A 26,232-nucleotide genomic window follows, 5' to 3' on the forward strand; every position below is an offset into this window, starting at 1 on the left:
TCTTGCAGTTCTCCACCGCGGCAAACGAACTGCCACTGACTGCGTTTCGTCTCCGCGAACACGAAGGCTTCGTCTATGTGTATGACTTCAACGCGTGGTGGCGCCACGAGATACGGGTGGAGCGGCGTAGGCTGCGGCAACATCCTGGCGGGCTGCCACGTTGCGTGGCCGGTTGCGGGCCTTGCCCGCCAGAGGACATGGGCGGGATCGAGAGCTATATGGCGGCCAGGGACGAACGCAGTGAGTATGAGTTCCTCGATTGGCTCGAGTCGCTGCGCGAGCGTCCAATCGTGCTGGAAGATTTACGCGAGGAGGTCGGCCAGTGGCTGGATCGGCGCTTCGACCGCCGGACCGCCAATAATCGCTTGCAAGAGATCCTGGCATAGACTGGCTGCCCGGACATGCGTGGGAGAGCGGTTCGTCAAACGCCAACAGATGGCCTGGCGGCCACGGCACGCGCACGCACTGGTACAAATCCGGACTGCCGTGCTCAATGCCCAGATCCGATCGCACATTGAACGATGGTATCCCTCCATCGCCAGAGCAGAAAACCACCGCATTGCCGCTTAGTCAGCCCCCGCTTTGGCTCGGTCTCCTTCAAGGGCGGTGATGTGCAGGAGGTCGGCTCTAGCCGCTAGATTTGCATCGGAGCGGACGGGATGCCGAGCACGGTGTGCGTCGCATCGTGCCCGTTGACGTCGGCGCACGCGTCCTCGCGCAGATGCGGCAAATTCCCCGCCGATGTAGCACTAGGATTGACATCGAGGATGCCGTGGGATTGATCAGGGCAAAGCAACCGCCAAGTAGGGATCAAGTTTCGGCAGTGCGGGCGGGGGGGCGCAATCCTCCAGGGAGGTGGGCATGTCAAGCGCTGGATTTCCGTATGCAAAAGCCTGTGTTATCGCTACTCCCTTCGTTTACTGATCGTAGCCTGCAATGCGCGCTAGGACGCTGGCAACCGCGAGCAGGCGTGCGTCATCCGCATAGCGTCCGATCAGTTGGGCTCCAATTGGCAGCCCGGCGGGGCCAGTAGCTATGCGCAATGAAATCGTGGGCAGGTGCAGTGCTGTCCAGAGTGCGCCGAAACGTGGCGAGCCCGAGTCCATCAGGCCTAGCTCGGCTTCGCCGTCCGCGGCGGGGTAGAGCAGCACGTCAAAATCGCCGAACATGGCGTCGGCTTGTCGCGTACCTACATGCATACGGCTTCGTATTTGCAGGTAGGCCTCTGTGCTCACGGTCTCCCCACCGGCCAGGCGCGTTTGCAGGCGCGCACTGAGCTGCTCGTGATGTTGCGTACGCTCATGGGCGAGCGATTGCCGGGCCTCATAGGCGAACATGCTGCTCTGCAGATCGATCAAGGCTTCCAATTCCTGCGGCAGTCTGCAGCGCAGCACGCTTGCGCCGGCCCGCTCGGCGCGTGCGGCGATCGCGTCGAGGGCGTCGTGCGTTTCGGGGCTGGCATGCTGCCACTGACTCGACAGGCATACGCCAATGCGTGGCCTCAACCCCAGTTGTTCGGTGACGCGCGTCTGCGCCAGGCCAAGGGAGAAGAAGGCGGCGTCCGCGACGGTACGGGTCAGCAGGCCCACCGTGTCCTGGGTATGGCTGAGCGTCTTCACGCCCCCACTACTGATGAGGCCGAAAGTCGGCTTGTAGCCGACAACGCCGCAGTACGCCGCCGGGCGCGTGATCGACCCGGTAGTCTGCGTACCGAACGCGACGGGCACCATGAAATCGGCGACGGCGGCTGCGGAACCGCTGGAAGAACCGCCCGGCGTGCGCGCCAGGTCGAGTGGGTTACGGGTTGCGCTCGGCGTCTGCGTGGCGAATTCGCTGGTGGCAACCTTCCCAAGTATGACGGCACCGGCCTCATGCGCCGACGCAACGCAGCCGGCGTCTGCTGCAGGACGATGCCCGGCATAGATCGCTGCCGAGCCATAGGCCGTATCGTAGCCGACGGTATCGATGATGTCCTTGACGGCGACAGGAATGCCGCGCAGCAGGCCACCGGGGCGACGATCCGCCGCACGCGCCTGGGAGAGAGCCAGATCGGCATCGACCGCCACGAAGGCGTGCACCGCGCCGTCGCGCTCTTGTATGCGATCGAGACAGGCTCGCGTCAGTATTTCGGCGGTAAGGTTGCCTCGCTCGATCCGGGCGGCCGCCTCAAGGGCGGTGAGACGATTGGGGGTGCGCATGAGCTGGATGGTCTTAGTTTACAGTGATGCCGGCATTGCGGATGACAGCCGCCCAGCGATCATGTTCCTTGCCGACAAAGACGGCAAAGGCTTCGGGCGTATCGCCGACGGGCTCCGCGCCCTGGGCCAGCAGTTGCTCGCGTGTCTTGGGATCTTTCAGGATGCGGACAACTTCCGCATTGATGCGGCTGACCACTTGTTTGGGCACACCGGCTGGCGCAAACATGCCGAACCAGCCTTCCACTACGTAGCCGGGCAGGCCCGACTCGGAAATCGTGGGAACGTCGGGCAGCAGAGGCGATTTCCGCGCCGAGGTCACGCCGAGGGCAATGAGCTTGCCGGAGCGGATATGCGGCAGGCATAGCGGGAGGTTGCAGAACATCATTTGCACGCGCCCGGCGAGCAGATCGGTCAGCGCAGGGGCACCGCCCTTGTAAGGCACGTGAAGGATATCGGTCTTCGACATGGACTTGAACAATTCGGCCGACAGGTGCTGGCTGCCACCGGCGCCTCCCGATGCATAGCTGTATTGCTGTTTGTGCAGCAGTGCCAGGAGTTCCTTGACTGAGCGCGCGGGAACGCTAGGGGGAACCACAAGCACATTGGGCACGCTAGCTACATTGACTACCGGCACAAAGTCGCGTTGGGGGTCGAACTTGAGGTTGGTGTGGAGGCTGGCGTTAATCGCGTTGGTGCTGGCCGCGCCAAAGAGCAGCGTGTAGCCGTCGCGCTCCGCAGCGGCAACATAGCCTGTGCCGATGTTGCCGTCGGCGCCCGCCCGGTTGTCAACCACGACAGGCTGGCCCCAGGCCTCACTGAGCCTGGTCGCAATGATGCGCGCCAGGGTGTCGGTCACGCTACCAGCGCCGAACGGTACAACCATATGGATCGGCTTGACTGGGTATTGCGAATGTTGTGCCACGGCGGGGAAAGGCAGGAGGGCGCTGAAGCACACTGCGGCGATACTTCCCGCCAGGGTACGGAACAGGGCTTTGAGATTCATGTTGGAGTTCCTCTGGGCAAGAATAGCGGGGACATCGAAGGCAATCTTATGCTGGTCTATTCGATAGATCCAATATAATATTCCAAGGAATTCATTCACTTTTATGTATCAATGGCTCTCTCGTTGCACGCACTGCGCCTCTTTGTTGTGGTGGCCGAAGAGCTGCATTTCGGACGTGCCGCGGCGCGGCTCCATATGGCACAACCGCCTTTGAGCCAGCAAATCCGGCAACTGGAAGCAAACGTTGGTGCGGACCTGTTTGCGCGAACGACGCGGTCGGTCCAGTTGACGGAGGCGGGCAGGGTGCTATTCGACCGGGCAAGGCAATTGCTGGCCGATGCGGACGCCGCCGAGCAGGCAGTGCTCAGGGCAGCGCACGGCGAGACGGGACGGATCTCGCTGGGATTTACAAGTAGCGCGGCGTACCGCCTCTTGCCACGCATACTGTCTGCTTACCGCAGTGCTTATCCTGCCGTGGCATTCGATTTCACGGAGGCAACGTCAGCCGAGCAGTGGGATGCCTTGCGCTCCGGCAAACTCGACGTGGCGCTGCTTCGCCTGTCCACACTGCCGGTGGAAACGGATTTCGATGCGTTCGAAGCCGATCGTGAGCCGATGTTGCTGGCGTTGCCGCTCGGGCATCCGCTCGCCGCTGACACTGCGGTGGCGCCAGCGGCGCTTGATCGCCTTCCGATGGTTGSATTCAGCGCCGTCGGCTCAACCTATTTTCGCGACTTGAGCCAGAAGATCTATCATGCGGCCGGCGTGCAGCCGCGCATCGAGCAGGAGAGTGTACTCCCGACGATACTCGCTCTGGTCGAGGCCGGGCTAGGCGCCGCGCTGGTGCCCGCTTCGGCGGCGGAAATGCGCTCGGCACGCGTGACATACCGGCCGTTGCAACCGGCAAAGTCCAGGCGAGGCGGCACTATCGATGCCGTGTTGCACTGTGCACGCCCGCATGCCAGCACCAACATGGCCGCGCTCGTATTTGTCAGGCTGCTTGCCACGATGAGCGCGTCGCCGGCACATACAGGCCAGGCAGGATGAACGGAAGGCATTGTCTTCCGCTTTGGGGGCTGCGTTGATTGAGCCGAAGGCACCAATCGCCAGCGCCCACGCATCACTCGGCCACTCGCCGCTCTCGCTTTGATTAGGACCTCAAGAATGGCTGACTCCGCGCCTCCCACCCTCGACCCTGCCCAGGAGGTTCGCATCGAGGCCGTACATGGCGGATTTCTGTACCAGCACCTGTATGCCGTCGGCTGTCTCCTCGCCGCCGCTCGCCTGAACGCGACGCAGGTCGTCATCGAGCGCGACGAGGATATCGAGGTCGATACAGGGCAAGGCCGCACTTACATTCAGGTCAAGAAGCGCAATCGACCGATCATCCGCAGCGACATCCAGTCCGCATTCAACAGGTTCGAGGTACTTCGGGAAGAGCACCGCCAAGGGCGCCGAGCGGGCGCGGCGACTTTCGCGATCGTGGTCAATCAACTGTTGGGGCCTGAGTTGGCCTCCGATGTGGCGTCTGGGGCGATTTCGCCGGACGTCGAGGTGATGTGGCCCGGCCGACCGCCAAACTCCGTGTTTGCGGGCTTCCCGCCGGCTTGGTCATCGATTGATGATGCCCTGGCATGGTGCGTTCAGGCGGCGTCGACTGTCCCGCTAGCGATGTTGGCGCCGGACTCGCTGGTCTGGAAACTCGCGGGCCGTGTCCTGTCCGCCGCGGCAGGCACGGCGCCACACGCCGACCATGGCCGAGCAGGAGACAGCCGCCGTACAGGCCGACTTCGACGCCGCCCAGCAGGCGCGCGCGGCGCTGCAGGGGGAACTGGACGCCGAACGCCAGGCCCACGCGGCCGCGCAGGCGCGTCACGAGGCAGGAACCCGCCAGGTCGAGGCGCTCGAGCGGCAACTGGTTGAGTTGCGTACCCAATTCTCGACGGAGCTGGAGCGCACCCGCGCGCAGGTCGCGGTGACGCAGGAACGCGCCGAGGCCACCGAGCGCCGCGCGTTGCGCGAGATCGACCAGGAGCGCACGCTGCGCCAGAAGGCCGAGCAGGCGGTCGCGGACCTGCGCGCTGAGCTGGCGGCGGTGCAGGCGAGGGCGCAAGACGCCGCCGTGGCCGGTGCCGAGGAGCGGGCGCGGTTGCAGGCCGGGCGCGACACGCTCAGCCGGCAACTGGCGGAGGCAGAGCAGGCGCTCGGACGAGGGCAGGCGGCACAAGAAGGGCTGCGCGCCGAACTGGAAGCGGCGCTGCGGCGGGCAGAGCGCGCGCAAGCCGAGACCACCGCGACGCGCCGCCTGGCGACCCCCAGGCGCCAGGTGCCAGCGACCAAAACCAAGTTCACGTTCAAGTTCAAGCCGGGGCCGGCCTGAGGGGTGTGGGCGGCAGTAGGATTTGTCCACCGCGCCATGGGATAAACCTGTGGACAAATCGCGCGAGGACCAGATGCCCGGCGGGCTCCTCGGGTCTGATTAATTTTTGAGCGGCGGGGTGACCACGTGATTCCCAACTCCAAGCGAGCGGGTTGCGTTACACCAGCGATCCGCCGGACCAATGTTGAGGCCTAACGGTCTTTGAGACGACAACGCAGGATCCTGCTCCGCAGCTTCCTCAAATCTGTGCACCTAAAATGATGTCGATCGAAATCGAGCGCGCCGAAGCGATTACCTGGATCCGCATTCAGTTGGCTACCCGGACTTGGCCCTGGCTCTACCGGTTTGCCTGGCTGGCGAAAACGCTTGCCCTCCGGAAGACGTTGGCGGGCCACACGGATATGCGGAATTCCTTGCAGCGCTTCGGGACAAGACCCACGAACAGCACAATGACTTCCGGTCGTGGGTTGGCGGCGTATTCGACCCAGTTGGCTTTGATGTGAATGCGGTCAATGCGAGGCTGCGGGCGATTCGGTGACGCCTGCTGGCCTTTTGTGTCAGATGAGACCGCGCCAAAGCGGGGGCTACGGTCAGTCTTACCTCAGAGGATAATGAGACACCTACAGTGTGTACACGCCCCTCCCCCGCAAGCGATCTCCGTTTTCCAGTTGCGAATCCGCCTGCGGGGATTGACCCCGCCGCTTTGGCGACGCGTCCATTCCTTGAGCGGTGGGAGACGAACTGGAGAATCCGGATGGCCCATGCCGCATGGCGTCGTGGTTTCGGCCACCGCGTTTCACATGGTTCCGTTACGAGCCCCAAAGGCGTTGTGCCCCCAAAAGCACAAAATGGCAGTGCTTGTGCGCAAGATGCCTTGCACGCCGAGCCGAAATTCGTTCGCCCATTTGCGCCAAGTCCTCGCATTCGGGAGATAGGCGCGGCCAAGACTCCTTCAAGAGGAAATTGAATGCCGCCCCCTTGAAAACCGGCGACAGATTGCCTAATTTAATTTCGCCCAGGCAGCCGCGATGTTGCGCGCTGCGTGTTTCTGTTTGTTTGCCAGCAGTTTGGCAGGCGAGTGGGAGCGCATAGGCCCGTTCGCCTCCTTGCTGCATCAAAGGAGGATACGATCATGAGTGATCTCTTTTTCGGGACCGACCTCTTCAGCGAGTTCGACCGCCTGCAGCGCCAGATGGCGAGCTTGTTCGGCGGTTTCCCGTCCAGCATCCGCTCCGAGCGATCCGGCGCGTTCCCTGCCGTCAACGTTGGCACCACGGAAGATTCGATCGAAATCGTCGCATTCGCTCCTGGCATCAAGCAAGACAAGCTTGAGGTGTCGATCGACAAGGGCTTGCTGACGATCAGCGGCGAACGCGAAGCCGCGCACTCGGAGAATGACGCCGAGGTACGGCCGTACGCGCAGGAGCGATTCGTCGGCCCCTTCCGGCGCATCGTCGAACTGCCACAGAATGCTGACCCCGACAAGGTACAGGCGCACTACGCCAACGGCTGCCTGTCGATCAGCATCGGCAAGCACGAATCCTCGAAGCCTCGGTCGGTCACTGTCCAGTAACGTGAGGAGAATGCCATGAGCGACACTACCCAAGTGGTTGAGCGCGGCCAAGGCGCGGTGGCGCAACGCCAGGAAGAGAGGCCAACGCGCAAGATCACGCTGCTTCCCGCTGTTGACATCTTCGAGGACAGCAACGGCGTCACCCTTTGGGCGGATCTGCCGGGGGTCACCAAGGACAGACTCAATGTGAGTGTCCATGATGGCACCCTGAACATCGAGGCGGAAGCCGTGGTGCCGACCCCGGCCAACCTGCGAGTGCAACACGCGGAAATTCGCGAGCCGCACTTCGCCCGCGCGTTCGCCTTGAGTCCAGAGTTCGATACGTCGAAGATAGACGCGCACTTGCAGGATGGCGTGTTGAAGCTGACGATCCCGCGCCGAGACGAGGCACGGCCACGTCGCATCGCGGTTAGCGTCGGGTAAGCTCTGTCGTGCCATTCACGGGGTCGAAACGGCAGGGTGGCGTCCGGGTGGGCGCCACCGTCGGCCCTTAGAAGACGCGGATGACCGTATCGGCGGCCTCACCACCAGGGTTGGGTCTTGCGGCGTCGCCGGTGGCCGGGCGCGACCGGTCGTTGCCGGCGGTCATTCGTACCCATCAACTGAGCATTCGGCAGGAGGGTAGGATGAAAACGGAACTGGGCAAATGGAACCCCTTCAAGTTCCTGCGGAAGACGACAAGTGACAAACAACCGATGGGGGATGCGTCCAACGTGCCCGCGCCGAGGCACGGCACGCCCGACTGGCCTGACGTTGCGCGACTGTTTTCTAGCGATCCCTGGCGAGCGATGGGAGAATTCCTGCACGAACCGTTCGCGAGCTTCGGTGGTTTGGATCGATGGTTCGGCGACTTTAGTTCGTCTCGCTTCCAACCTCGGATCGATGTGGTCGACGATGGCACTGCCCTGAGAATCACAGCTGAGTTGCCGGGCATGGACCGCGAAGACCTCCAGACCACCATCGAGGATGGCGCGCTGGTGTTGCGGGGCGAGAAGAAGCAGGACATTCGGAGCGAAGAAAACGGCTGCTACCGCCTGGAGCGAGCGTACGGCGCATTCATGCGCAGTATTCCTCTGCCGGATGGTGTCGACGTGGATCACGTTGACGCGAAATTCGAAAAAGGACTGTTGACACTACGCCTCCCCAAGACCGGGTCGTCGCGCTCTGCCGTAAGGACGATCGAAGTGAAGTGAGATGATGTCTGCAATCCTGAGGAATCGTATGTATTTGCGCGAAGCGTGCTCCACGCAGGCGGGCAATCCTGGCGGCCGTGGAAGGGGGCGGCTGACGCGGAACGCCAGAGGCGGGCGCAGCCCCTTTGGCGCGCGCGGTGCTTGCGGCTGCACGCTACGGGCTTCCAATGGGGCTCATTGCAGCGGCGAAGCAAGGCGCGACGTTGCGTTCTTGAAATCGCCGGACTCGCCCCTATTTTGGCGGCAATGTACTGTCGGATGGAGACTTCCATGGAGTTCAATTCTGAGTGGCTGACGCTGGGCAAGCATCGGGTACAGCTCAAGTGCGCGCGCGGCTTCCCTACCGAGCGAACGCGGAGTGTGGCGGAGCTGGCCAAAATGGCCATTGAGAACAACCTGAGCGCGGGGGCCCGCTTGGTCGAGGTCACCGCAGAGGGCGAGAAGGCCTATGTGATCAGTGTCGGCACGACCTTCGCGAAAGACAGGGAGGCAGCGCCCCACCTGGAAGTGGCATTGGCCACAATGTTCGGCCTAGCGCCCGAGCAGGTCAACATAGACGTCGTCGTGGTAAGTCAAACGGAGGTGGATATGCACTTTGGCGTGTATGAGCGGATGCTGGCCGAAAAGCTTGGCGCCGTGCCACCCATTCAGTGAAGCGCCAGAATCGGGTTTCTGGGCCAGTGACGCTTGTGCCGCGAATCCAGGCATCGGCGTTAAGGCTTTCAAGCACGAACAGTGTCAGGACTGGTCGGCCCGTCAAGCTCATGATCACAGTGATTGGATGAGGAGCAAGGCTATGAACATCCGTCCACTACACGATCGCGTCATCGTCAGACGTCCAGACGCAGACCACAAGACGGCCGGCGGCATTGTCATCCCCTAAACTGCCGCCGAAATGCCGGACCAGGGCGAAGTCCTGGCCATCGGTCCCGGCAAGCGCCTGGGCGATGGCCGTGTCTGCGCGCCTAGCGTGAAGATCGGCGAGCGCGTGCTATTTGTGGTAATCGTCCTTTTCCTGCAGATTGATACGGTTATAGTCAGCCCCGAGGGGGTGGGTTGCAGCCCATTCGCCTGACCTTATTGCGGCCGTCCGAGCACTTGTCGTACAGTTTTGTCCCGAACGACACCCAGAAAGTGCAGATTTCGGCATTTGCGTATCGCTACGTTGGCAAGATGCGCCGCGGTCGGCCTACAGCTCGTTTTCCTCCGGGCCTTCGGTCGGCCGTTGGACCGGTTTTGCTGCCGTTCCGCGCAATCTCCTTCAGTACGTGTGCGAAGCTTTCTCCGCGCCGTTGCTGTCGATCGCCAGCCTGAAGACGCTGTACGGTACATCACGGGCACCTGATCTGCGTAACGCTCTCAGGAGGTGACTGCGGCGGTGTGGTATGCGGTACTTGTCGTGTGCTTTATTGAAAAGTATTGCACCGAGTGCTAGATTTTCTCATCTGATTTCTGGCCAGCTACATGAAAAGTCCTGCGCAGCGTGTCTTCAAAACGTCCTGGTTCAGCAAGACGGCAAGCAAGGCTGGAATCGACGATGCTGAATTATGTGAGGCTGCACAGGAACTGATGCTGAGCCAAGGCGATGATCTAGGCGGCGGCGTTTGGAAGAAGCGGCTCAACAAGAACAGGCATCGCTCAATTGTCCTCAACAAGGTCGGCAAGCGATGGATATTCACCTACTTGTTCGCGAAGAAGGACCGGGAAACATTAGCGATAAGGAACTGGAAGGGTTCAAGAAGCTTTCCAAGGATTACGCGGCGGCCTCCGCGTCGCAGATCGCTGGACTGCTCGATCAAGGGGAGCTACTGGAGATTTGCCATGACTGCTAAACGATTCAAGACCGACGCCTTTGAGGCGATCCACAGCGCCGCATCTGGCCTCCTGAAGGCGAAATCCATCGACAAGAAAACCATGCGCGAGTATGACGACTTGTGCCTGGAGGAACCGCCACACTTCGAGGCTAAGGACATCGTTCAGATCCGCAAATCGGTCAAAGTGAGCCAGCCCATTTTTGCTCGCTACCTGAACACAAGTACGTCAACCATTCAGAAATGGGAGAGCGGGCAGAAGCAGCCTAGCGGGATGGCAGCCAGGTTGCTGCAAGTCGTCCAGAAGCATGGTTTGGAAGTGCTTGCTTGAACCCCGACTGCCCGGTCAAGGGCTGACAGGGTAAAGGGCGCCACGGCGCCCCTCGTATATTGGTGTCGCAGTAAGAGACGTGAAGAGGCTCCTGGGTCTACGGGTGGATCAGGTCAGGCGGCCGGAGAATAGAATTGCTGCGCAGCGGACGCAGTGCTCCCCTCCGGACCTCAACCGATTAACTGGATCGAGGAATTGGCGCCCTACAACTGGAAACCCTCTGGCGCGGCCGGATCGGCATCAACCGTGGCGTCGACGTCGTCCTTGCCAGTTGCAGCCTCGGCGACCCGGCATTGAACCGCTGTCGCGCATCAAGCGGAGCGAAACAATGAACCAAGCAAGCGCGGGCAAAGCCGAACGCAAGATCTCCGAGACGATTCTGGACTTCGGCGAGCCGCTTCTGTCCGAGGCCATTACCGAAGACACGCCGATCGCCGTGGTGCGCGAGACATACAAACTGGTGGTGCTTGTCTGGAACGCGCACGTCGCAGCCACGCCCCGCTGGGGAGATCCCAGTTATCTGCAGATGCTGCGACAGATGGCCGCCGCGCCGCAGATGCCACCGCAAGGGCGTGCATGCATCGAGACTCTCTCGCGCCGATGGCGGGAGAAGTTCTCCGACGCCAAATAYTGCGTTGGAGAATGGCACGTCAGGATCAAGCATGACGATACCCTGAGCTTTCTTTGCGACGCCCGGGAAGCGCCGAGGCGGTAGTCCGTCGTCGCGCGCACTGTCCTCGCAACGGTGGCGACGTCGCCGCGTATCCGCGAATCGAGTCCGACATGGAGACCGCGCCAAAACGGGGGCTGACTAAGCGGCAAGATGCGCGTGACCATCGACCATCCCGAGTTGCCGGGCGCGCTCAAGGCGATCGCCGCCAATGCTGCGCAATCGATCTGGCAGGCCGCCAACGAGGCCGCTAGCAGTGAGGGAAGCGTTGCCTGCCCGCTTGACAGAATTTGACCTGCGGCAATTTTTTCAGCTCACTAGTGCTGACATCGCGGCAATACGGGAGCGGTTTCGGCCAGAAAGATGCGCCGCGGTCGGCCTACAGCTCGTTTGCCTCCGGGCCTTCGGTCGGCCGTTGGACCGGTTTGCTGCCGTTCCGCGCAATCTCCTTCAGTACGTGTGCGAAGCTTTCTCCGCGCCGTTGCTGTCGATCGCCAGCCTGAACACGCTGTACCAACGACGCCCGACGTTGTACGAGCATCAGCAATGGGTCAAGGAATCACCAGCCAGGCCGCTTTGCTGGAAATGCTCCGCGTACAAGCCGCCGCAGCGGCACACGTGGATGAACTTGTCACCACCGCTCAGCGATGGCTCTACGATCGGTGCCGCCTCATTCCCGGCCAACGCCAGATCACCGACATGGCACGGCATGCATTTTCCGCCTACAAGGCGCAAATGCTCGCAGCGGTCAACCGCGCAGTGCCGGCGGCCACGCTGCAGCACTGCATGGAATCTGTCCGCAGTCCACGGGCTGACGGCTCTGCAACGCACCTCGAGTGGATCAAGGCGCCTTCCAGGGTGGAATTTTGCCACCGTCCTCGGCTAGACTGGCTGGCCCTTCAGAGATTGCCGAGATCCTGTATGGCTACCGTCGAGCGTACCGCCTACCCGCGTTTCCCGAAGGTTTTCTCCACCAAGGAGCTACAGGCGTGCTATACGCTGGATGCCGAGGAACTGGAGTGGGTCACCCGCTCAACCCGTGGACAAGGTCCGCGACTTGGCTTGCTGGTGCTGCTGAAGGTCTTTCAGTAACTGCATTACTTCCCCAACCTGGACAGCATTGCCGTCGTCGTGATCGACCACGTGCGCGCCAGCGCTGGTCTGGCGCCAGATGCCGCGTTTGGCTATGACCGCAAGCTGTCCCCCACGCTGTACCGGCATTACACGGCGGTGCGCGAATTTCTAGGCGCCCAGGCGTATATTGGCACCGATGCCAACAAGGTCACGATTCGCTCCGCGCGCGAAGCCGCGGAAACGATGGACCAGCAGGTGGACATCATCAACGCCCACCATCGATGCGCTGATCCTGCACCAGGTGGAGCTGCCAGCGTTCTCCACCCTAGACAACATTGCCGAGCAGATTCAGACTCGCAGGCAGTCCGCGCTGTTTCGATGTTTCGCAAGGCGCTTGTCGGATGAGGAACGGCAGCGGCTGGACCGGCTTCCGACCCGGGAATTCACCAACCGCCTGACCGCCTACAACAACATCAAGCGCCACGCGCGCCGTCCATCACGCAAGCATCTCAGCCTACTCATAGAACACCTGACCTTACTCGACGGTCTTGGCGATTTCTCTTGCGCGATCGCAGGCGTGCCAGCCTCGAAGCTGCGCTCGCTGGCCAGCCAGGCCATGAGCCTGGACGCGGCCAATCTACGGGAGATCCTGCCTGAGAAGCGCTACACGCTGATCGTCGCCTCGCTCAACCATATGCGCGTGCGCACCCGCGACGATCTCGCGGAGATGTTCATCCGTCGCATGGGCGCCATCCACAAGCGGGCGCGCGACGAGATGGAGCGCATCCAGTCCCGTCAGCGCGCGCAGATGGAGAAGCTGGTCACCTTGCTCGACGGCGTAGTGGATATCGTCGCCGACGGCCAGGACGACGCGCTKATCTGCCGCCAGGTGCGCCGCTTCCTCGCGCCGTCCGGCGATCTGGAGCAGCTGCGCGAGAGCTGCGCCGAGGTGCGGGCCTTCAGCGGTAACAACTACCTACCGCTGCTATGGCGGCATTTCCGCGCGCACCGCTCCGTGATGCTGCGCCTGGCCCAGGTGCTGGAATGGGAGTCGACCAGCCAGTCGCGCACGCTGCTGGCGGCACTTGCGGTGGTGCTGGACAATGCATCTCTGCATCGCGAATGGATCGCCGCCGACGTCGATGTGAGCTTCGCCTCGGAACGATGGCGCAAGCTGGTGCGCCGCCCCCACGACTAGGGCGCCCCCACCAACCGGCGGTACCTGGAACTCTGCGTGCTCTCGCATATGGTCAACGAGCTGCGTTCCGGCGACTCGTGCGTGGTGGGGTCGGATGCCTTTGCCGACTACCGTGCGCACCTGCTGCCCTGGCGCGAATGCGAACGGCGCCTGCCCGAATACTGCGCCAAGCTGGATATGCCGGCCAACGCACAGGGATTCGTGGCGCATCTACACCAATGGCTGACCGACACGGCGCGTACGCTGAATGCCAGTTTTCCCGACAAGCGCCAGCACGTCACCATCGGGCAGGACGGCGAACCCGTGCTCAAGCGGACAATCGCCAGGGAGATCCCGGCCAGCGTGATCGCCCTGCAACAGGCGCTGATCCGGCGCATGCCGACGCGCAATCTGCTGGACGTGCTGGCCAATATCGAGCACTGGACCCACTTCACCCGGTACTTTGGGCCGCTCTCCGCCAGCGATCCCAAGATCCGCAATGCGGCCGAGCGCTACCTGCTGACCATCTTCGCCATGGGCTGCAACCTGGGGCCCACCCAGGCCGCCCGCCATATGGGGGATCGGGTCACGCCGCACATGATGTCGTTCGTCAACCGCCGGCATCTGAGCCTGGAGCGCCTCGAGACATCGCAGCGGGAATTGATCGGCCTGTATCTGCGGCTCGACCTACCCAAGCACTTGGGGGATGGCAAGACCGTCGCGGCTGACGGCACCCAGTACGACTTCTACGACAACAATCTGCTGGCCGGCTACCACTTCCGCTACCGCAAGATGGGCGCGGTGGCCTACCGGCACGTGGCCGACAACTACATCGCGGTGTTCCAGCATTTCATTCCGCCCGGTGTATGGGAAGCCATCTACGTGATCGAGGGTCTGCTCAAGGCCGGCTTGAGCGTCGAGGCCGATACTGTGCACGCCGACACCCAGGGCCAGTCGGCGGCAGTATTCGCCTTCACGCATCTGCTGGGCATCAACCTGATGCCGCGCATGCGCAACTGGCAGGATCTGAAGCTTTACCGTGCCGATACCAACACCAAATACAAGCACATCGACCGGCTGTTCTCGGACACCGTGGACTGGGAACTGATCGCCTTCCACTGGCAGGACCTGATGCAGGTAGCGCTATCGATCCAGGCCGGAACAATCTCCTCGCCGCTCCTGCTGCGCCGGTTCGGCTCGGAAAGCCGCCGCAATCGCCTGTTTCTGGCGGCGCAGGAACTCGGCAAGGTGCGTGCGCACGGCGTTCCTGCTCGAATGGATTGGCAGCCGCGAACTACGCCAGGAGATCACCGCCACCACCAACAAGATCGAGTCCTACAATGGCTTTGCCAAATGGTTCGCGTTCGGCGGTGACGTGCTGGCCGAAAACGACCCCGACGAACAGCAGAAGCGCCTGCGCTACAACGACCTGATCGCCTCGGCCTTGATTCTGCAGAACACGGCGGACATGATGCAGGCCCTGCGCGCGATGGTGAAGGAAGGGATCAAGATCGACGTGGCCGATCGGCTTCCTGAGTCCCTACCTGACCAGCAACATCAAGCGCTTCGGCGACTATAAACTCAACCTGGAGCGGGTGCCGGAAGCCTGGATTCGCGATAGCCTCTTCGCCGCTCCCGCCCATACCGTCCGCAAGCCTCGCCATGCCTGACACCGATACCCCTTACGGCAGGGTCGACGCCGAGGCGTTGCAAGCGCTTCGAGACACGTTCGACACGACCACCATCCTGCGCGTGGTGGAGCAACTCGATGCGATCCGCGCGCGTTGCTGTGAGCCAGCCGGGCTGCGCGACGATCTGCTGCGCTTGCACGGCATGGCACATACTCTAAACGGCGCCGCATTGTCGTATCCAACCACTGGTCCGACCATCGTGGACCAAGCCGAGGCCATCATAGAAGAACTGGACGACTGGATCGTGCTGCTCAAGCGCGCCGTGCAAGCGCTGCGTCCACTAGAGCCGCTGCGCCCCCGCGACGATGTCTAACTCGGCCAGGTCGCTTGCCCGTCGAGACGGCGCATGTAGCCGGCTGCGACAAAGCGGCAGAACAGAAGCCGGAACGAGCTGGAGCAGCGTAGCCGCGTCCACTACGCCCTTTGGCACACTTTTCCCGATTGCAGCGATGCGATCAGCGGGCAGGATACGTTGCCCTGGCGGGCATGGCAGGCGCACACCAGCTCGCACAGCACGGTCTCCATGCGTCGCAGGTCGGCCAGCTTTGCGCGCACGCCGTTGAGCTTGCGTTCGGCCAGGCTGCTGGCTTCCTCGCAATGGGTGCCGTCCTCCAAGCGGAGCAGTTCGACCCGCTTCATCCTTCGGGGTGGGGCATGCCCGATGGACAACTGTTAAGTCATTGATTTTTCGAAAAACGCAGTCCGGTGAATTCCGATTCCTCACAACAGGCCGCCAGCTTGTGCCAAAGCTGCCGTCAGCCGCTCCTGCAGCGCCCGGGCGTCTAGCGGAGGACCGGCGGCACGACGCCATGTCATGGCATTTCCAAGCAAGTGGTGGCGCCCCGTTGCAATCACCGGCGGCGACGTTCCGAGAGACTGAGGCCTCAGCAGCCCTAACTTCACGGAGACATAACATGCCTATCATTGTTTGCGAATGCAAGGTCGGAATCGAAGCTGGCGTCAAGGCCAAGATTGCCAGCGAGTTCACGAGCGCGATCAGGGAGATCATCCTTTCGCCGCTCGACTTGATTAGCGTCGTATTCCATGAAGCCACGCCCGACAACCTCTACCGTTCGGGAGAGCCCACTTCCGAAACGCTCATCTTCTGCCACATACGTGATGGGCGCAGCGACGGCGCCATACTATCGCTGGCCAAAAAAGTGAGCTCGATCTGGAGCGCGTGCACGGGGGCAACGGAGGACGAAGTCGAGGTTCTCGTCACACTGTATCCCGCCAAATACGTCGTGCGCGGCGGTGAACGCCTGCCCGAAGCCCCTCGCGTGTGAGATGCGGCCATCGTGCATCTGCAGGCCGGCGACCCAGAGCCTGCCAGCCGGACCGCACTACCGAGCGATTCAAGCCGATCCCCCAGCGGTCCGGGCGCGCTCCAACTGAGTCGTGAATCTAACGCCCGGCGGTTCGCCAGCCATGAGGCTCGAAGAGCGCTTGCCCCGTGCCGTTAGATTCAGTCAGCGAGCGCCATGCTCGGACTACCCGGGGCGAGGTATCGGCCCCGCCGCATCCCGAACCTCATACCGAAGATAGGAGAAGATAAGTCAATGAAGTCAACCCGCCCTAAGCTGGCAACAGCGGATGCCGCCTGATGCGGACTTCCTGATTCATATTATGAGCAAAGTCATCATCACATGTGCTGTCACCGGTGCGATTCATACGCCCTCAATGTCACGGTATCTACCGGTCACACCGGAAGAAATCACTGAAGCCTCGGTCGGCGCGGCCGAAGCGGGCGCCGCGATCATTCACCTTCATGCACGCGATCCTGTCACAGGCAAGCCGGACCAGAGCCCCGATGCATTTGGCCGATTCTTGCCGCAAATCAAGGCACGCACCGATGCAGTGTTAAATATCACAAGTGGCGGCTCGCCCTACATGACGATCGAGGAGCGCATTCAGCCGTCAATGCGCTTTGCGCCCGAGTTGGCTTCACTCAATATGGGCTCGATGAACTTCGCGCTGTTCCCAATGCTGGCGCGTTTCAAGGAATTTAAGCATGCCTGGGAGCGCGAAGCGCTCGAAGCCAGTCGTGACCTGATTTTCCGAAACACCTTTAAGGATATTGAATACGCCCTAGCGCAATGTGCCGCCAATGACACGCGCTTCGAATTCGAGTGCTACGACGTGAGCCACCTCTACAACTTGGCGCACTTCGTCGAGCGTGGTCTGGTCAAGGCGCCGTTCTTTGTTCAGACCGTGTTCGGCATCCTGGGAGGTATCGGCACGCATCCTGACGACGTGTTGCACATGAAGCGGACGGCCGACCGGCTGTTCGGCAATGACTATCACTGGTCGGTGTTGGGGGCAGGCAAAGATCAGCTTCGCCTTGCAGGAATGTCTGCCAGTATGGGCGGCAATGTGCGCGTCGGATTGGAAGACAGCCTGTGGCTTGGACGGGGCACTCTGGCCGAGAGCAACGCCGCACAGGTGCGGCAGGCGCGCCAGATTATCGAGGGGCTTGGACTCGAAATCGCCAGCCCGAACGAAGCCCGGGAAATCTTGCAATTGAAGGGCATTGGGAACGTCAAGTTCTGAGAGAAGGAACAGGGGCGGCGTTTTTTGCCAAGCAAATCGCGTTGCGAGGTCCATGGGGCTGAGCGCCGAGATCAGGCGCGCCGGTGCGGCCGACGCTGCAATCGGCCAGGAGTGCCTTTCACCGAGATGTGGCGACGCCGTCGGCTAGACCTAAATCGCCGATCTACTGTGCTTGATGCCGGGCCCCTCGCGGGCCCGTTGTCTTGGCTCATCGCATCGCTATTGCTTCAGACCAGCACGAGTCGAGCCAAGATGCACGATGCGCGGGGGCAAAGCGAACGCGGTTGACGTCCATGCGTCAGCGACCCTCTCCATAAGGGGTATTCACCAGCGACTGATTCGCTTGCGAGGTCAATCGGCCGCGCGCACAATGAGGCTGGACGCAAGGTCGAAGTGGAGGTAAGCAATGCATGGTCACCTTGACTCACAAGCTGAATACCGCGAGGTTGGGGGCGAACTCATATCCGGCACCATTGTTGACTCGCGCACCACCCATGTTGAAGTCCTCGCGCGTCGGGCGACCGGGCCCATCTCTTGGCGTTTTCGTCAACCGCGGCTCGCGCTGTTCTGGTTTCGTAACGGCCTTAAAGAGTTGCATCTGCAACTCGACGGCCGCCGCATCCACTCGGGAATAACACAAGGAACAAACCTTGCGCTGTTCCCGGCCTCGATTTCAGTCGAAGGAGAGTTCGACGTAGCCCCGTGCTTCGACTACACGGTGGTCTTCCTTGACCCGGCCATTGCCTCCGAAGCCGGCTGCCACTTCAATCGGCCGTTGATTGCCTTTGGCAACGAAGATCTGCAACGTGGCCTTTCGGTCCTATGCCGTGAGGCGCGCAATGCAGACAGCCTTTACGGGTTGTTCGCCGAAGGCTGGGCAATGCAAGCACTCGCCCTCCTGGCGCGGGTCGACGGCAGCCAGAGAGCCGCCATTCGGCCGTGCGGTGGCCTCGCACCAAGCAGCTTGCGGCGCGTTATCGACTACATCGAGGCCGACTTGTCGCGGCCGTTCACAATCAAGGGCTTGGCGCAAGTTGCCGGTGTCAGTCCCCGACATTTCATCCGGGCTTTTCGCGAAAGTGCCGGGCAGACGCCTTTACGCTTTGTGTACGGTTTGCGTCTCGAGCGGGCCAAAGAGTTCCTCTTGGATCCTCGTCGCACCGCAACTGAAGTCGCCCTGGATTGCGGCTTCAGCCACGCTCAGCACTTCAGCACCGCATTTAAGAAGGCGACCGGCGTCACGCCATCCGATTTCCGCAGGGCTGCGATGCGTTAAGCGGCCCCGGGGTGCCGTAGTGGCGTTGGTCATCGTGATTTCCTTCAAGGACAAAGTTCGGTGGATCGCACATCAAACTAATCCAGACTTCACGGTGGTCACCCAGAACGAAATGGCCGCCGCGCGGCACAATACCTAACCCGCTTCCTGGGACACCAACCGATGGAGAGCTCATGCTCGAAATACGTCTAGGTTGTCGGTCAACCATTCCGTTAACGAACGTGGGGCCTTTCCGGTCAGTTCCTCGACCGTTGAGGTCGTTTCGGCGATCACAGACTCCCGGAACATTTGGTCGAGTCCAACCAAAAGATCGGCTACGAGCGGAGCAAGTCCGGCGCCGAGCAGAGCCTCTCTCTGCTCGGCAGGCGAACGTTCGACGTAAGTAACCGGATGTCCAAGTAGGCGGGCCAACTCCTCTGCCACCTGGTTCATGGTCCACGCACGTGGACCAGACAGGTGGTACGCACGTTGCGACGCCGGCTCGATTTCCTCGAGCAATGCAATGCGGGCCACTTCAGCAACGTCGCGGGTATCGATGAAGTTCACACGCCCGTTACCCGCTGCGCCGGCCCAGGAACCGGCGGCGATGTGTGGCCCCAGACGCTTGAGCACATGGCTGAAAGTGCTAGGGCGCAAGACGGTAGATGCGATCGGCTGCTGCGCCAAATGCGCTTCGATTTGCATGTGCCAAGCGATGGGAAGAAGTCGGGTCGCGGGACCAAGGGCGGACAGTTTGACGATGTGCCGAACGCCTGATGCAACTGCTGCATCGATCAACGCGATTTCGTTGGCGACCTGTTCGAGGGAGGTGCCGTGCGCGATGAAGAGCCGGTCGATGCCGCGTAGGGTCTCCTCAAGCGTGTCGGCGCGTTTGAAGTCGACCTTGAATGGGATCACCCCTTCGGGCAGTCGCGCTGTGCTGGGTTGGCGCGTTAGCGCGATCAGGTCGATTGGGTCAGCGGCGAGCAACGCCGTCAATGTAGCCCCAACGCGTCCTGTTGCCCCCGCGATGGCGATCCGCGGTTTCTTGATCTTAGCCTTGGAGGGGTTGATCATGGTTAGTACCTCTAAGATGTATCATGGAACGAACGATCCACATATCTTGGAACGATCGGTCCAATTTGTCAAAGGGTATTTGAATGAGCGGTAAGCCGCAATACGACGAAGGTGCCGTCATTGATGCAGCCCTGGATGCCTTCTGGCGTCACGGATACGCGGCTACATCGATCAATGTGTTGACGGAAGCGACCGGACTATCACGTTCAAGCCTTTACCAACGTTTTAAGGACAAAGATGGCCTGTTCCAGATGGCACTTGCAGCCTATACGGATCGGGTGCTACAGAGGATGAAGTCATACGAGGGCGACAGTGCCCGTGCGCGGCTCGAGGCGCTGCTGCGGGGGCTGCTGCCGATGGGGTCCCGTCGCCCCCCTGGTTGCCTGCTGGCACGAAGTTGTGCCGAGCTAGTCGATCTGCCGGAAGCAGGGCAGGAGGCGGCGCTCTCGGGGATGAGTCAGCAGCGCGATCTGCTCGAAGGTCTGCTTCGGGAAGCAATTGCAGATGGCGAACTGCCAACTGATGCAGATGTCGCTGCGCTGGCTTGGTATTTTCTCGGCGTGATGCAAACGATCTTGAATTTGCCGCAGGCGGGTGCTAGCAGGGGCGAATTGGACCGCATGATCGCCGTTGTGATGTTGGCGTGGCCGGCGACCGGTGTCGCACAAACGAGATCTTGAGCCTATACAGGCTCGATGGCCTCAATGTGACCGCGACTTCCATCATCATGGCGCCAACGAGGCGCAGGATGGATGCGTCGTTGGGGAAGATACCCACCACGTTCGTGCGCCTACTCGGAATCCACGTGCCGCTTCGCATAGGAGCCGCAGTGCATTTGCGTTCTGGGAAAACAGGTGCATGTTGCATAACCCGATTGACGACTACCACGGATTCCGTCGCGTCATGCACCGGATCACGCTGGCGGGAACGAGCCCAGTTCGGGCGGCCTAGTCTAGTGATAGTTTTCGCGCGAGATCAGCGCTCCAGGCTATCGCTACGGTACTGTGCAGGTCTTCGACATGGTCCAGACGCATGCAGTTGTCCTGGCGCGCGGTGGACGTGAGGGGGACGCGCCGTGTATATCCAGAATTGGAACTCGGCATTGTCATATTTGCCCATGCTGCACTTGGTTGTAGAGCCCAACTTCTTCGGTGCCCGGCATGCAGCAAACTCTGTATGGCGGCAGCGCATTCTGCTGCGGCTGCCGCCAAACAGACCATAGCGAAAGTGGAGGCGTTAGCCGAAATCAAGCTCCATGATCGGACCGGAGCCGGCGGCGATCGCCGCTGCCAGAGATTGTATTTCGGGTAGCAGCTTCTTGAAATAGAAGCGCGCCGTCGCGATTTTCGATGCATAGATCGGGTCGGCAGAGGCGGCGTTGACGAGCCCGATCGCAGCCATACGTGCCCACATCCATGCTAGACCGACATGACCGGCAAGCCGAAGGTATGATGCAGCAACGCTTCCCAAGACGTGAGGATCCGCCTTGGCTTGCATCGATACTTCGTGCGTCGCATTCCGCAACACATCGGTCGCGCTCAAAAGCGGGGCGGTGAATTCCCGCAGGACTGGATTATCGGCATTCGCGTTGATGAACTCGGTGACGATTGCAAGGAACATCTCCAGCCGTGTGCCCTGGTCGAGGAGAACTTTGCGTCCAAGGAAGTCCATGGCTTGAATGCCGTTGGCACCTTCGTAGAGCGGGATGATACGTGCGTCACGAAGATGCTGTTCGACCTGGTTATCCACGATATAGCCATGTCCACCAAGGACCTGCATTGCCAAGCTGGTACATTCGACGGCGAGGTCGCTGCTGAATGCTTTAACGATCGGTGTAACCAGCGCAGAGAGTTCTGCCGCCTGATGCCGAATCCCGGAGTCATCGCCGAAGTGCTGGGTGTCGGCCAACTGGCATGCCCACTGCGCGAATGCTCGTGTTCCTTCGATATATGCTTTCTGAGTCAGCAGCATACGGCGCACATCAGCATGCTCGATAATCGGATCCGCCGGGCTGTTACGGGCCGATGCTGTTGGGGACCTTCCTTGTGTGCGGTCCTTTGCATAGCCCAGTGCCTTCTGGTACGCCGCCTCCATCAGTCCGATTGCATTGACTCCGACAAGGAGCCGCGCGTGGTTCATCATAACGAACATAGCCGCGAGCCCCTTGTCTGGCTCGCCCACCAGATAACCTGTTGCACCATCGAAGTTCATCGTGCAGGTGGCGTTCGCATGGATGCCCATCTTGTGCTCCAGGGAGCCACAAGTGACTGCGTTGCGTTCGGCCAGATCTCCTTCAGGCGACACCAGGAACTTTGGAACAAGGAAGAGGGAAATACCCTTGACGCCGGGGGGCGAGTCCGGTAACCGGGCGAGTACCAAATGGACGATATTGTCCGTGAAGTCATGTTCGCCTCCCGAAATGAAGATCTTCGTACCGGTTATGCCGAAGGTGCCATCGGCATTCCGTACAGCACGGGTGCGCAAAAGTCCGAGGTCGGTGCCGCAATGCGGCTCGGTCAAACACATGGTTCCCGCCCATTCGCCGGAAGCTAGCTTCGGCAGGTAGAGCGCCCTCTGCGCGTCCGAACCATTTGCCGCCAGGCATGTGTAAGCCGCCTGCGACATACCCGGATAAGCCGCCCAGGCCATGTTAGCACCAGCGAATATCTCCATGACAGCCGCATTGACGGCGTTCGGCAGTCCCTGCCCACCATGCTCCGATTGACATGCCAGTGCGGTCCAGCCTGCCTCAGAAAATCGCTTGTACGCGTTCTTGAATCCCTCAGGCGTCGTCACCACACCTGACGAAGGCATGGTGCAGCCTTGGAGGTCTCCAATGCCGTTCAGGGGCGCCAGAATCTCTGTAGCGAACTGACCTGCGGCTTCGATTACCTGGTTGATCGTGTCGGGATCGGCAATTTCGGCAATTGCGGAGCCGGTGGACACGTCGAGCAGCTCATGCAGCACGAACTGAAGATCGCGGAGGGGGGCGTGATAGTAGTTCATAAGGGCCGGGTGTGCTGGCAGCCGCATGGCTGGCCAGAGAGAAATCGAGAAGGGCTGAGCGGGGCGCTATGCATTGCTTTGCTCAGCAACCAAGCGCGAACGCAAGTCTCTACGCAGGATCTTGCCCACCGTTGATTTGGGCAGGGCATCGACAAACGTAATGTGTCGTGGCACTTTATAGGCGGCAAGATGGGAGCGACAGTGTGCCTCCACTTGTTCCGTGGTGAGCGCCATATTGCATGGGACGATGAAGAGGTGCGGGGCCTCGCCAGAACGGTCGTCAGGCACGCCGATACAGGCGGCCTCGAGGACATCGGGCATCATAGCGACGACGGCCTCGATCTCATTCGGATAAACGTTGAAGCCTGAGACGAGAATCATGTCCTTCTTGCGGTCGACCATTGTCATGAATCCCAATTCGTCCATGACCACAATGTCGCCCGTCCTGAACCAGCTACCATCAAGGAACGCTCTCCGTGTTTCGTCCTCCTGATTCCAATAGCCGCTGAAGAGTTGTGGTCCCTTGATCAGAAGTTCGCCGGCAACACCGAGTGGGACGTCGTGCCCACTTTCATCTACTAGGCGAACGTCGGTCGAAGGCACAGGAATGCCGATCGACCCACTTCGGCCAGGAGGATTGAAGGTGGCGCTCGGTGAGGTCTCTGTAAGGCCATAGGCTTCGGTAACAGGGGGAGCACCGGCCGCGAGCCATCGCTTTGCAATAGCGTCCTGGATTGACGCCCCGGCACCAATCACCAAACGGGTAGCGCCGAAGTCTACGGAAATGAGTTCCGGTGTGTTCACCAAGCTGTTGAACAAGGTGTTGACCCCGACAAGCATTTGAAACGGCCGCCGCTTCAATTCAGCAAGCACAGAACCAGCCTCACGCGGATTGGGAACCAAGCGATTCTCACAACCGAGCGATAGCGCCAGAAGTGCAGTCGCAAGCGGGAAGATATGATACAGAGGCAGTGGTGTCACCATTGATGCCTCCGAGCCTGCTAACGGTGGTCCAACCCAAGTCAAAATTTGCGCCAAACTCGCGCAAACTGACTTGTGCGTGAGGACTGCCCCCTTGGAAACACCCGTCGTGCCACCGGTGTATTGCAGAATGGCGATGTCCTGAGCGGTCTGTGCAACTGGGGAAAGACTGCCTCTGTTTCCCTGCAGAATCGCTTGGGCTAAAGGTTGGCACGTGCGACCACCGGTCGTACCGGCTTGTTGAGCAGCGCCAGCGTCTTTTGCGAGTGCCACGAGTTGACCGACAATGGGTTTCATTCCAACAACCGGTGCCGTCAGCACCTGAACAATGTTGGTTTCCTCCAGCACGTGCTGCAGCGACGGCTGCAGTTGGTCGGCGACGATAATGCAGGTGGCGCCAGAATCCTGTAGCTGATGCCTCAATTCACGCGGTGTATACAGTGGGTTGACTGGAACCGCCACCATCCCTGCTTGAAATACCGCTGCCAAGCCTATCAGGAAAGCGGGGCAACTTGGCAGCATCAACGCTACACGGTCCCCCTTTTTCAATCCCGACTGCTGCAGAAAAGTCGCGAGCGCTTCAGACAGAATGCCGAGCTCTGCGTAACTAAGTGATTCCTCCAGGCAGGTTACCGCAGGACGCGTGGCGAACGAGGCCACCGCACCTGCAATCATGGACCCCAGTGTCGCTGTCGCGTCCACATCAATCTCAAGCGGTATCCCGGGCGGGTAGGAGCTATGCCAGCGTCTGGCTTCCATATTGATGTCTCTCAGTTGTTATACCCTGGTTAGACCCCAGGGTTGTTTCGCTCTGTTGCCATCTGCCCCACGGCTTTCCGAATGAAATCGACTCCGTGTGGTGAGAAGCATCGTGACGAACGCGCAACTCACTGGTAGGCCTACCGACCGAATTCTCGTGTCGGGGACTGGCGCAAACAGATGGCGCGTGGCTCTTTAGTTAACGATCGTTTTGCAAACATGCTAGGTTACCCACTGAGTGATGTCAACAAGTATTCGCGGTTGGTGATTTGACCTGCGCATGCCGTTTGGTGCCCACGGCATAGGAGCGGGACGCGAGCTGGGCGCCTTCGTGTCCCGAGGATGGCACTCAGGCGGGCCGAGAAGAGACAGCGCTTAGACGGGCTTCGACGGCCGATGTACAGGACGGCATCCGCGGCCCCCAGCCCTGGCGAGCGCAGGCCTGTATCTTGGGAATTGGCAGTCCGTTGCGCCGCAGCATCAACCCGAGGCAGAATTTTCCTGAACGATCGTCATGCTATAATTCGTGCCATGTCCTGAATTCGAAGTGAGCTGAAAATGCGCTACTCAAGCACGCACAAGCAGGAGACGCGGGAGAAACTCCTTAACAGTAGTCAAGCGATTGCAAAAAAGGGGGGATTCGATTCAACGGGAGTCGATGCCCTGATGGGTGCCATCGGGCTCACGGGGGGCGCCTTCTATAGTCATTTTGGCTCTAAAGCGGAACTGTTCGCGGAGGTCATCCAGCGGGAGTTGACCAACAGCGCTGAAATGCTCGCAGGCGAGGATGAGACGGCCGAAGATCATTTCGTGAAACGCATCAGAAGCTATCTCAGCAGTTCTCATGCGCTGCATCCAGAATCAGGGTGCGTCCTGCCGACCTTGGGACCTGAAATCGCGAGGTCTGGGCCAGCAGTCCGCGCCTCAGTGGAGGAAAGCGCGAAAAAGCTGCAGAGCAGTTGGAGGCAGCGTTTGGACGATCCGGATGCGGCTTGGGCGTTGATTGCGCAGTGCGTGGGTGCCATTTTGCTGGCCCGGGTGGTTGAAACCGACCGGACCAGGCAGCAGATTCTCGCTTCCAGCCGTCGCTTTCTCGGTCGGTCTATTGAACGGCTCGAACCCCTCAGCAAGACCTAAGCGGTGCCGATGTAGCACCCACCTCCTCCGGGCGCAGTTCTGCGCCCTTTTGAGATCTTCTCGGTGCGCGCAGATATGTGCGTGCATGCCGCGGTACCGCGCTGTCATTGCGACGGCTTCGACTGCCGAACCGGGCCGCACCGCAAGTGCTGTCGATGCTTCCGCTTCGGGGTCCGGCGCGCGAAGCCATGCAGCCAAGTGCGGTCGCGGCTTTTCTTCTTTCATCCTTACCATCCTCGCCACTTCGCGTGCCGCGCACAGGGTGCTCCTGAGCTTCTTCGTTGTAGGTGCGTTAGGGTAAGTTGCCCTTGACTCCTGCACGGGGGTGAAGTACTCTTTCGTTACTAAACGATCGTTTGTTAATAA

22 protein-coding genes and 7 pseudogenes are annotated in these 26,232 nt (G+C 60.8%); 21 read left to right on the forward strand and 8 right to left on the reverse strand.

The genetic code is table 11. The features are described from left to right. Positions 1-386 (forward strand): IS1096 element passenger TnpR family protein (locus AC1DT6_RS29855; protein ID WP_477115166.1); only part of this gene is annotated, 386 nt, incomplete at its 5' end. 531 nt (positions 387-917) lie between these two features. Here the strand turns inward: AC1DT6_RS29855 and AC1DT6_RS29860 are convergent. After that, the gene (locus tag AC1DT6_RS29860) at positions 918-2,198 is read right to left on the reverse strand and encodes an amidase (RefSeq protein WP_477103543.1); all 1,281 of its coding nucleotides are present in this window, start codon (positions 2,196-2,198) and stop codon (positions 918-920) included. A gap of 13 nt (positions 2,199-2,211) precedes the next feature. Continuing rightward, on the reverse strand, positions 2,212-3,300 hold the full coding sequence (locus AC1DT6_RS29865; protein ID WP_477103544.1) for a tripartite tricarboxylate transporter substrate binding protein: 1,089 nt from the start codon (positions 3,298-3,300) through the stop codon (positions 2,212-2,214). Between the two features lie 12 nt (positions 3,301-3,312). Between AC1DT6_RS29865 and AC1DT6_RS29870 the strand changes: the two genes are divergently transcribed. Next, positions 3,313-4,248, forward strand: a complete 936-nt coding sequence (locus AC1DT6_RS29870) for a LysR substrate-binding domain-containing protein (protein WP_477115167.1) — start codon at positions 3,313-3,315, stop codon at positions 4,246-4,248. Positions 4,249-4,359: 111 nt separating this feature from the next. Here AC1DT6_RS29870 and AC1DT6_RS29875 read toward each other — a convergent pair whose 3' ends face one another. Next, positions 4,360-4,695: a hypothetical protein gene (locus AC1DT6_RS29875; RefSeq protein WP_477103546.1), complete on the reverse strand. Its 336-nt coding sequence runs from the start codon at positions 4,693-4,695 to the stop codon at positions 4,360-4,362. 217 nt (positions 4,696-4,912) lie between these two features. On the opposite strand from AC1DT6_RS29875, the gene AC1DT6_RS29880 reads away from it, so the two are divergent. From AC1DT6_RS29880 to tnpC, 14 genes and pseudogenes are all read left to right on the forward strand, one after another. Further along, complete coding sequence (locus AC1DT6_RS29880; protein WP_477103547.1) at positions 4,913-5,581, forward strand: hypothetical protein; 669 nt, start codon at positions 4,913-4,915, stop codon at positions 5,579-5,581. Positions 5,582-5,906: 325 nt separating this feature from the next. Continuing rightward, positions 5,907-6,119: a plasmid pRiA4b ORF-3 family protein gene (locus tag AC1DT6_RS29885; RefSeq protein ID WP_477103548.1), complete on the forward strand. Its 213-nt coding sequence runs from the start codon at positions 5,907-5,909 to the stop codon at positions 6,117-6,119. Positions 6,120-6,713: 594 nt separating this feature from the next. Then, the gene (locus AC1DT6_RS29890) at positions 6,714-7,154 is read left to right on the forward strand and encodes an Hsp20/alpha crystallin family protein (RefSeq protein WP_441635140.1); all 441 of its coding nucleotides are present in this window, start codon (positions 6,714-6,716) and stop codon (positions 7,152-7,154) included. Positions 7,155-7,169: 15 nt separating this feature from the next. Beyond that, the gene (locus AC1DT6_RS29895) at positions 7,170-7,577 is read left to right on the forward strand and encodes an Hsp20/alpha crystallin family protein (protein ID WP_441635142.1); all 408 of its coding nucleotides are present in this window, start codon (positions 7,170-7,172) and stop codon (positions 7,575-7,577) included. A gap of 203 nt (positions 7,578-7,780) precedes the next feature. After that, entirely contained in the window at positions 7,781-8,347 is a 567-nt protein-coding gene (locus AC1DT6_RS29900; RefSeq protein ID WP_477103549.1) for an Hsp20/alpha crystallin family protein, read from the forward strand. Between the two features lie 270 nt (positions 8,348-8,617). Next, positions 8,618-9,001: a hypothetical protein gene (locus tag AC1DT6_RS29905; protein WP_477103550.1), complete on the forward strand. Its 384-nt coding sequence runs from the start codon at positions 8,618-8,620 to the stop codon at positions 8,999-9,001. A 142-nt stretch (positions 9,002-9,143) separates the two neighbouring features. Then, positions 9,144-9,344 (forward strand): annotated as a pseudogene (locus tag AC1DT6_RS29910) (co-chaperone GroES); the annotation flags it as partial. Between the two features lie 467 nt (positions 9,345-9,811). Continuing rightward, a pseudogene (locus AC1DT6_RS29915) lies at positions 9,812-10,179 on the forward strand (type II toxin-antitoxin system RelE/ParE family toxin). Continuing rightward, positions 10,169-10,489, forward strand: coding sequence for a helix-turn-helix domain-containing protein (locus AC1DT6_RS29920; protein ID WP_150992829.1), 321 nt, complete (start codon positions 10,169-10,171; stop codon positions 10,487-10,489). The pseudogene AC1DT6_RS29915 and the gene AC1DT6_RS29920 overlap by 11 nt, the downstream one beginning before the upstream one ends. A 328-nt stretch (positions 10,490-10,817) precedes the next feature. Then, positions 10,818-11,204, forward strand: coding sequence for a hypothetical protein (locus AC1DT6_RS29925; protein ID WP_477103551.1), 387 nt, complete (start codon positions 10,818-10,820; stop codon positions 11,202-11,204). A gap of 96 nt (positions 11,205-11,300) precedes the next feature. After that, positions 11,301-11,420 (forward strand): annotated as a pseudogene (locus AC1DT6_RS29930) (DNA-binding protein); the annotation flags it as partial. Next, positions 11,371-12,017, forward strand: a pseudogene (locus AC1DT6_RS29935) (DUF4158 domain-containing protein); the annotation flags it as partial. The pseudogenes AC1DT6_RS29930 and AC1DT6_RS29935, both read left to right, overlap by 50 nt. Positions 12,018-12,080: 63 nt before the next feature. Continuing rightward, positions 12,081-15,080, forward strand: a pseudogene (locus tag AC1DT6_RS29940) (Tn3 family transposase). Beyond that, on the forward strand, positions 15,073-15,414 hold the full coding sequence (gene tnpC, locus AC1DT6_RS29945; RefSeq protein ID WP_477103552.1) for a Tn3 family transposase post-transcriptional regulator TnpC: 342 nt from the start codon (positions 15,073-15,075) through the stop codon (positions 15,412-15,414). Before AC1DT6_RS29940 ends, tnpC begins: the two are co-directional and overlap by 8 nt. Before the next feature lie 101 nt (positions 15,415-15,515). Here tnpC and AC1DT6_RS29950 read toward each other — a convergent pair. Further along, positions 15,516-15,728 (reverse strand): annotated as a pseudogene (locus AC1DT6_RS29950) (MerR family transcriptional regulator); the annotation flags it as partial. 287 nt (positions 15,729-16,015) lie between these two features. Between AC1DT6_RS29950 and AC1DT6_RS29955 the strand changes: the two are divergent. The 3 genes from AC1DT6_RS29955 (at position 16,016) to AC1DT6_RS29965 (ending at position 18,927) form a co-directional block, all read left to right on the forward strand. Continuing rightward, positions 16,016-16,387: a tautomerase family protein gene (locus AC1DT6_RS29955; protein ID WP_045242993.1), complete on the forward strand. Its 372-nt coding sequence runs from the start codon at positions 16,016-16,018 to the stop codon at positions 16,385-16,387. Between the two features lie 340 nt (positions 16,388-16,727). Continuing rightward, positions 16,728-17,651, forward strand: a complete 924-nt coding sequence (kce, locus tag AC1DT6_RS29960; protein WP_045243166.1) for a 3,5-dioxohexanoate:acetyl-CoA acetone transferase — start codon at positions 16,728-16,730, stop codon at positions 17,649-17,651. A gap of 406 nt (positions 17,652-18,057) precedes the next feature. Next, positions 18,058-18,927: an AraC family transcriptional regulator gene (locus AC1DT6_RS29965; RefSeq protein ID WP_045243165.1), complete on the forward strand. Its 870-nt coding sequence runs from the start codon at positions 18,058-18,060 to the stop codon at positions 18,925-18,927. A gap of 171 nt (positions 18,928-19,098) precedes the next feature. Here the strand turns inward: AC1DT6_RS29965 and AC1DT6_RS29970 are convergent, their stop codons facing one another. Beyond that, entirely contained in the window at positions 19,099-19,983 is an 885-nt protein-coding gene (locus tag AC1DT6_RS29970; RefSeq protein ID WP_477103553.1) for an SDR family oxidoreductase, read from the reverse strand. An 83-nt stretch (positions 19,984-20,066) separates the two neighbouring features. Here AC1DT6_RS29970 and AC1DT6_RS29975 point away from each other — a divergent pair, with 83 nt between their 5' ends. Then, positions 20,067-20,663 (forward strand): TetR/AcrR family transcriptional regulator, encoded by a 597-nt coding sequence (locus AC1DT6_RS29975; protein WP_477103554.1) that lies wholly within the window; start codon positions 20,067-20,069, stop codon positions 20,661-20,663. On the opposite strand, the pseudogene AC1DT6_RS29980 reads toward AC1DT6_RS29975, so the two are convergent. From AC1DT6_RS29980 to AC1DT6_RS29990, 3 genes and pseudogenes are all read right to left on the reverse strand, one after another. Then, positions 20,581-20,775 (reverse strand): annotated as a pseudogene (locus AC1DT6_RS29980) (transposase); the annotation flags it as partial. The gene AC1DT6_RS29975 and the pseudogene AC1DT6_RS29980 overlap by 83 nt on opposite strands. 444 nt (positions 20,776-21,219) lie before the next feature. After that, positions 21,220-22,989: an acyl-CoA dehydrogenase C-terminal domain-containing protein gene (locus tag AC1DT6_RS29985; protein ID WP_477103555.1), complete on the reverse strand. Its 1,770-nt coding sequence runs from the start codon at positions 22,987-22,989 to the stop codon at positions 21,220-21,222. A gap of 66 nt (positions 22,990-23,055) precedes the next feature. Then, positions 23,056-24,729: an AMP-binding protein gene (locus tag AC1DT6_RS29990; protein WP_477103556.1), complete on the reverse strand. Its 1,674-nt coding sequence runs from the start codon at positions 24,727-24,729 to the stop codon at positions 23,056-23,058. Between the two features lie 558 nt (positions 24,730-25,287). Between AC1DT6_RS29990 and AC1DT6_RS29995 the strand changes: the two genes are divergently transcribed. Continuing rightward, positions 25,288-25,866 carry a TetR/AcrR family transcriptional regulator gene (locus tag AC1DT6_RS29995; protein ID WP_400096603.1) on the forward strand — a complete coding sequence of 193 codons (579 nt, stop codon included), beginning with the start codon at positions 25,288-25,290 and terminating at the stop codon, positions 25,864-25,866. Positions 25,867-26,232: the final 366 nt, after the last annotated feature.

This window comes from Cupriavidus sp. 01L45 (assembly GCF_056399885.1).

Excerpts from the sequence above, each read along its gene's own strand:
- AC1DT6_RS29995 (WP_400096603.1), top strand. The coding sequence starts at position 25,288 with ATGCGCTACTCAAGCACGCACAAGCAGGAGACGCGGGAGAAACTCCTT.
- AC1DT6_RS29890 (WP_441635140.1), top strand. The coding sequence starts at position 6,714 with ATGAGTGATCTCTTTTTCGGGACCGACCTCTTCAGCGAGTTCGACCGC.
- AC1DT6_RS29985 (WP_477103555.1), bottom strand. The coding sequence starts at position 22,989 with ATGAACTACTATCACGCCCCCCTCCGCGATCTTCAGTTCGTGCTGCAT.
- AC1DT6_RS29970 (WP_477103553.1), bottom strand. The coding sequence starts at position 19,983 with ATGATCAACCCCTCCAAGGCTAAGATCAAGAAACCGCGGATCGCCATC.
- AC1DT6_RS29895 (WP_441635142.1), top strand. The coding sequence starts at position 7,170 with ATGAGCGACACTACCCAAGTGGTTGAGCGCGGCCAAGGCGCGGTGGCG.
- AC1DT6_RS29965 (WP_045243165.1), top strand. The coding sequence starts at position 18,058 with ATGCATGGTCACCTTGACTCACAAGCTGAATACCGCGAGGTTGGGGGC.
- tnpC (WP_477103552.1), top strand. The coding sequence starts at position 15,073 with ATGCCTGACACCGATACCCCTTACGGCAGGGTCGACGCCGAGGCGTTG.
- AC1DT6_RS29900 (WP_477103549.1), top strand. The coding sequence starts at position 7,781 with ATGAAAACGGAACTGGGCAAATGGAACCCCTTCAAGTTCCTGCGGAAG.
- kce (WP_045243166.1), top strand. The coding sequence starts at position 16,728 with ATGAGCAAAGTCATCATCACATGTGCTGTCACCGGTGCGATTCATACG.
- AC1DT6_RS29860 (WP_477103543.1), bottom strand. The coding sequence starts at position 2,198 with ATGCGCACCCCCAATCGTCTCACCGCCCTTGAGGCGGCCGCCCGGATC.
- AC1DT6_RS29975 (WP_477103554.1), top strand. The coding sequence starts at position 20,067 with ATGAGCGGTAAGCCGCAATACGACGAAGGTGCCGTCATTGATGCAGCC.
- AC1DT6_RS29955 (WP_045242993.1), top strand. The coding sequence starts at position 16,016 with ATGCCTATCATTGTTTGCGAATGCAAGGTCGGAATCGAAGCTGGCGTC.
- AC1DT6_RS29905 (WP_477103550.1), top strand. The coding sequence starts at position 8,618 with ATGGAGTTCAATTCTGAGTGGCTGACGCTGGGCAAGCATCGGGTACAG.
- AC1DT6_RS29990 (WP_477103556.1), bottom strand. The coding sequence starts at position 24,729 with ATGGAAGCCAGACGCTGGCATAGCTCCTACCCGCCCGGGATACCGCTT.
- AC1DT6_RS29920 (WP_150992829.1), top strand. The coding sequence starts at position 10,169 with ATGACTGCTAAACGATTCAAGACCGACGCCTTTGAGGCGATCCACAGC.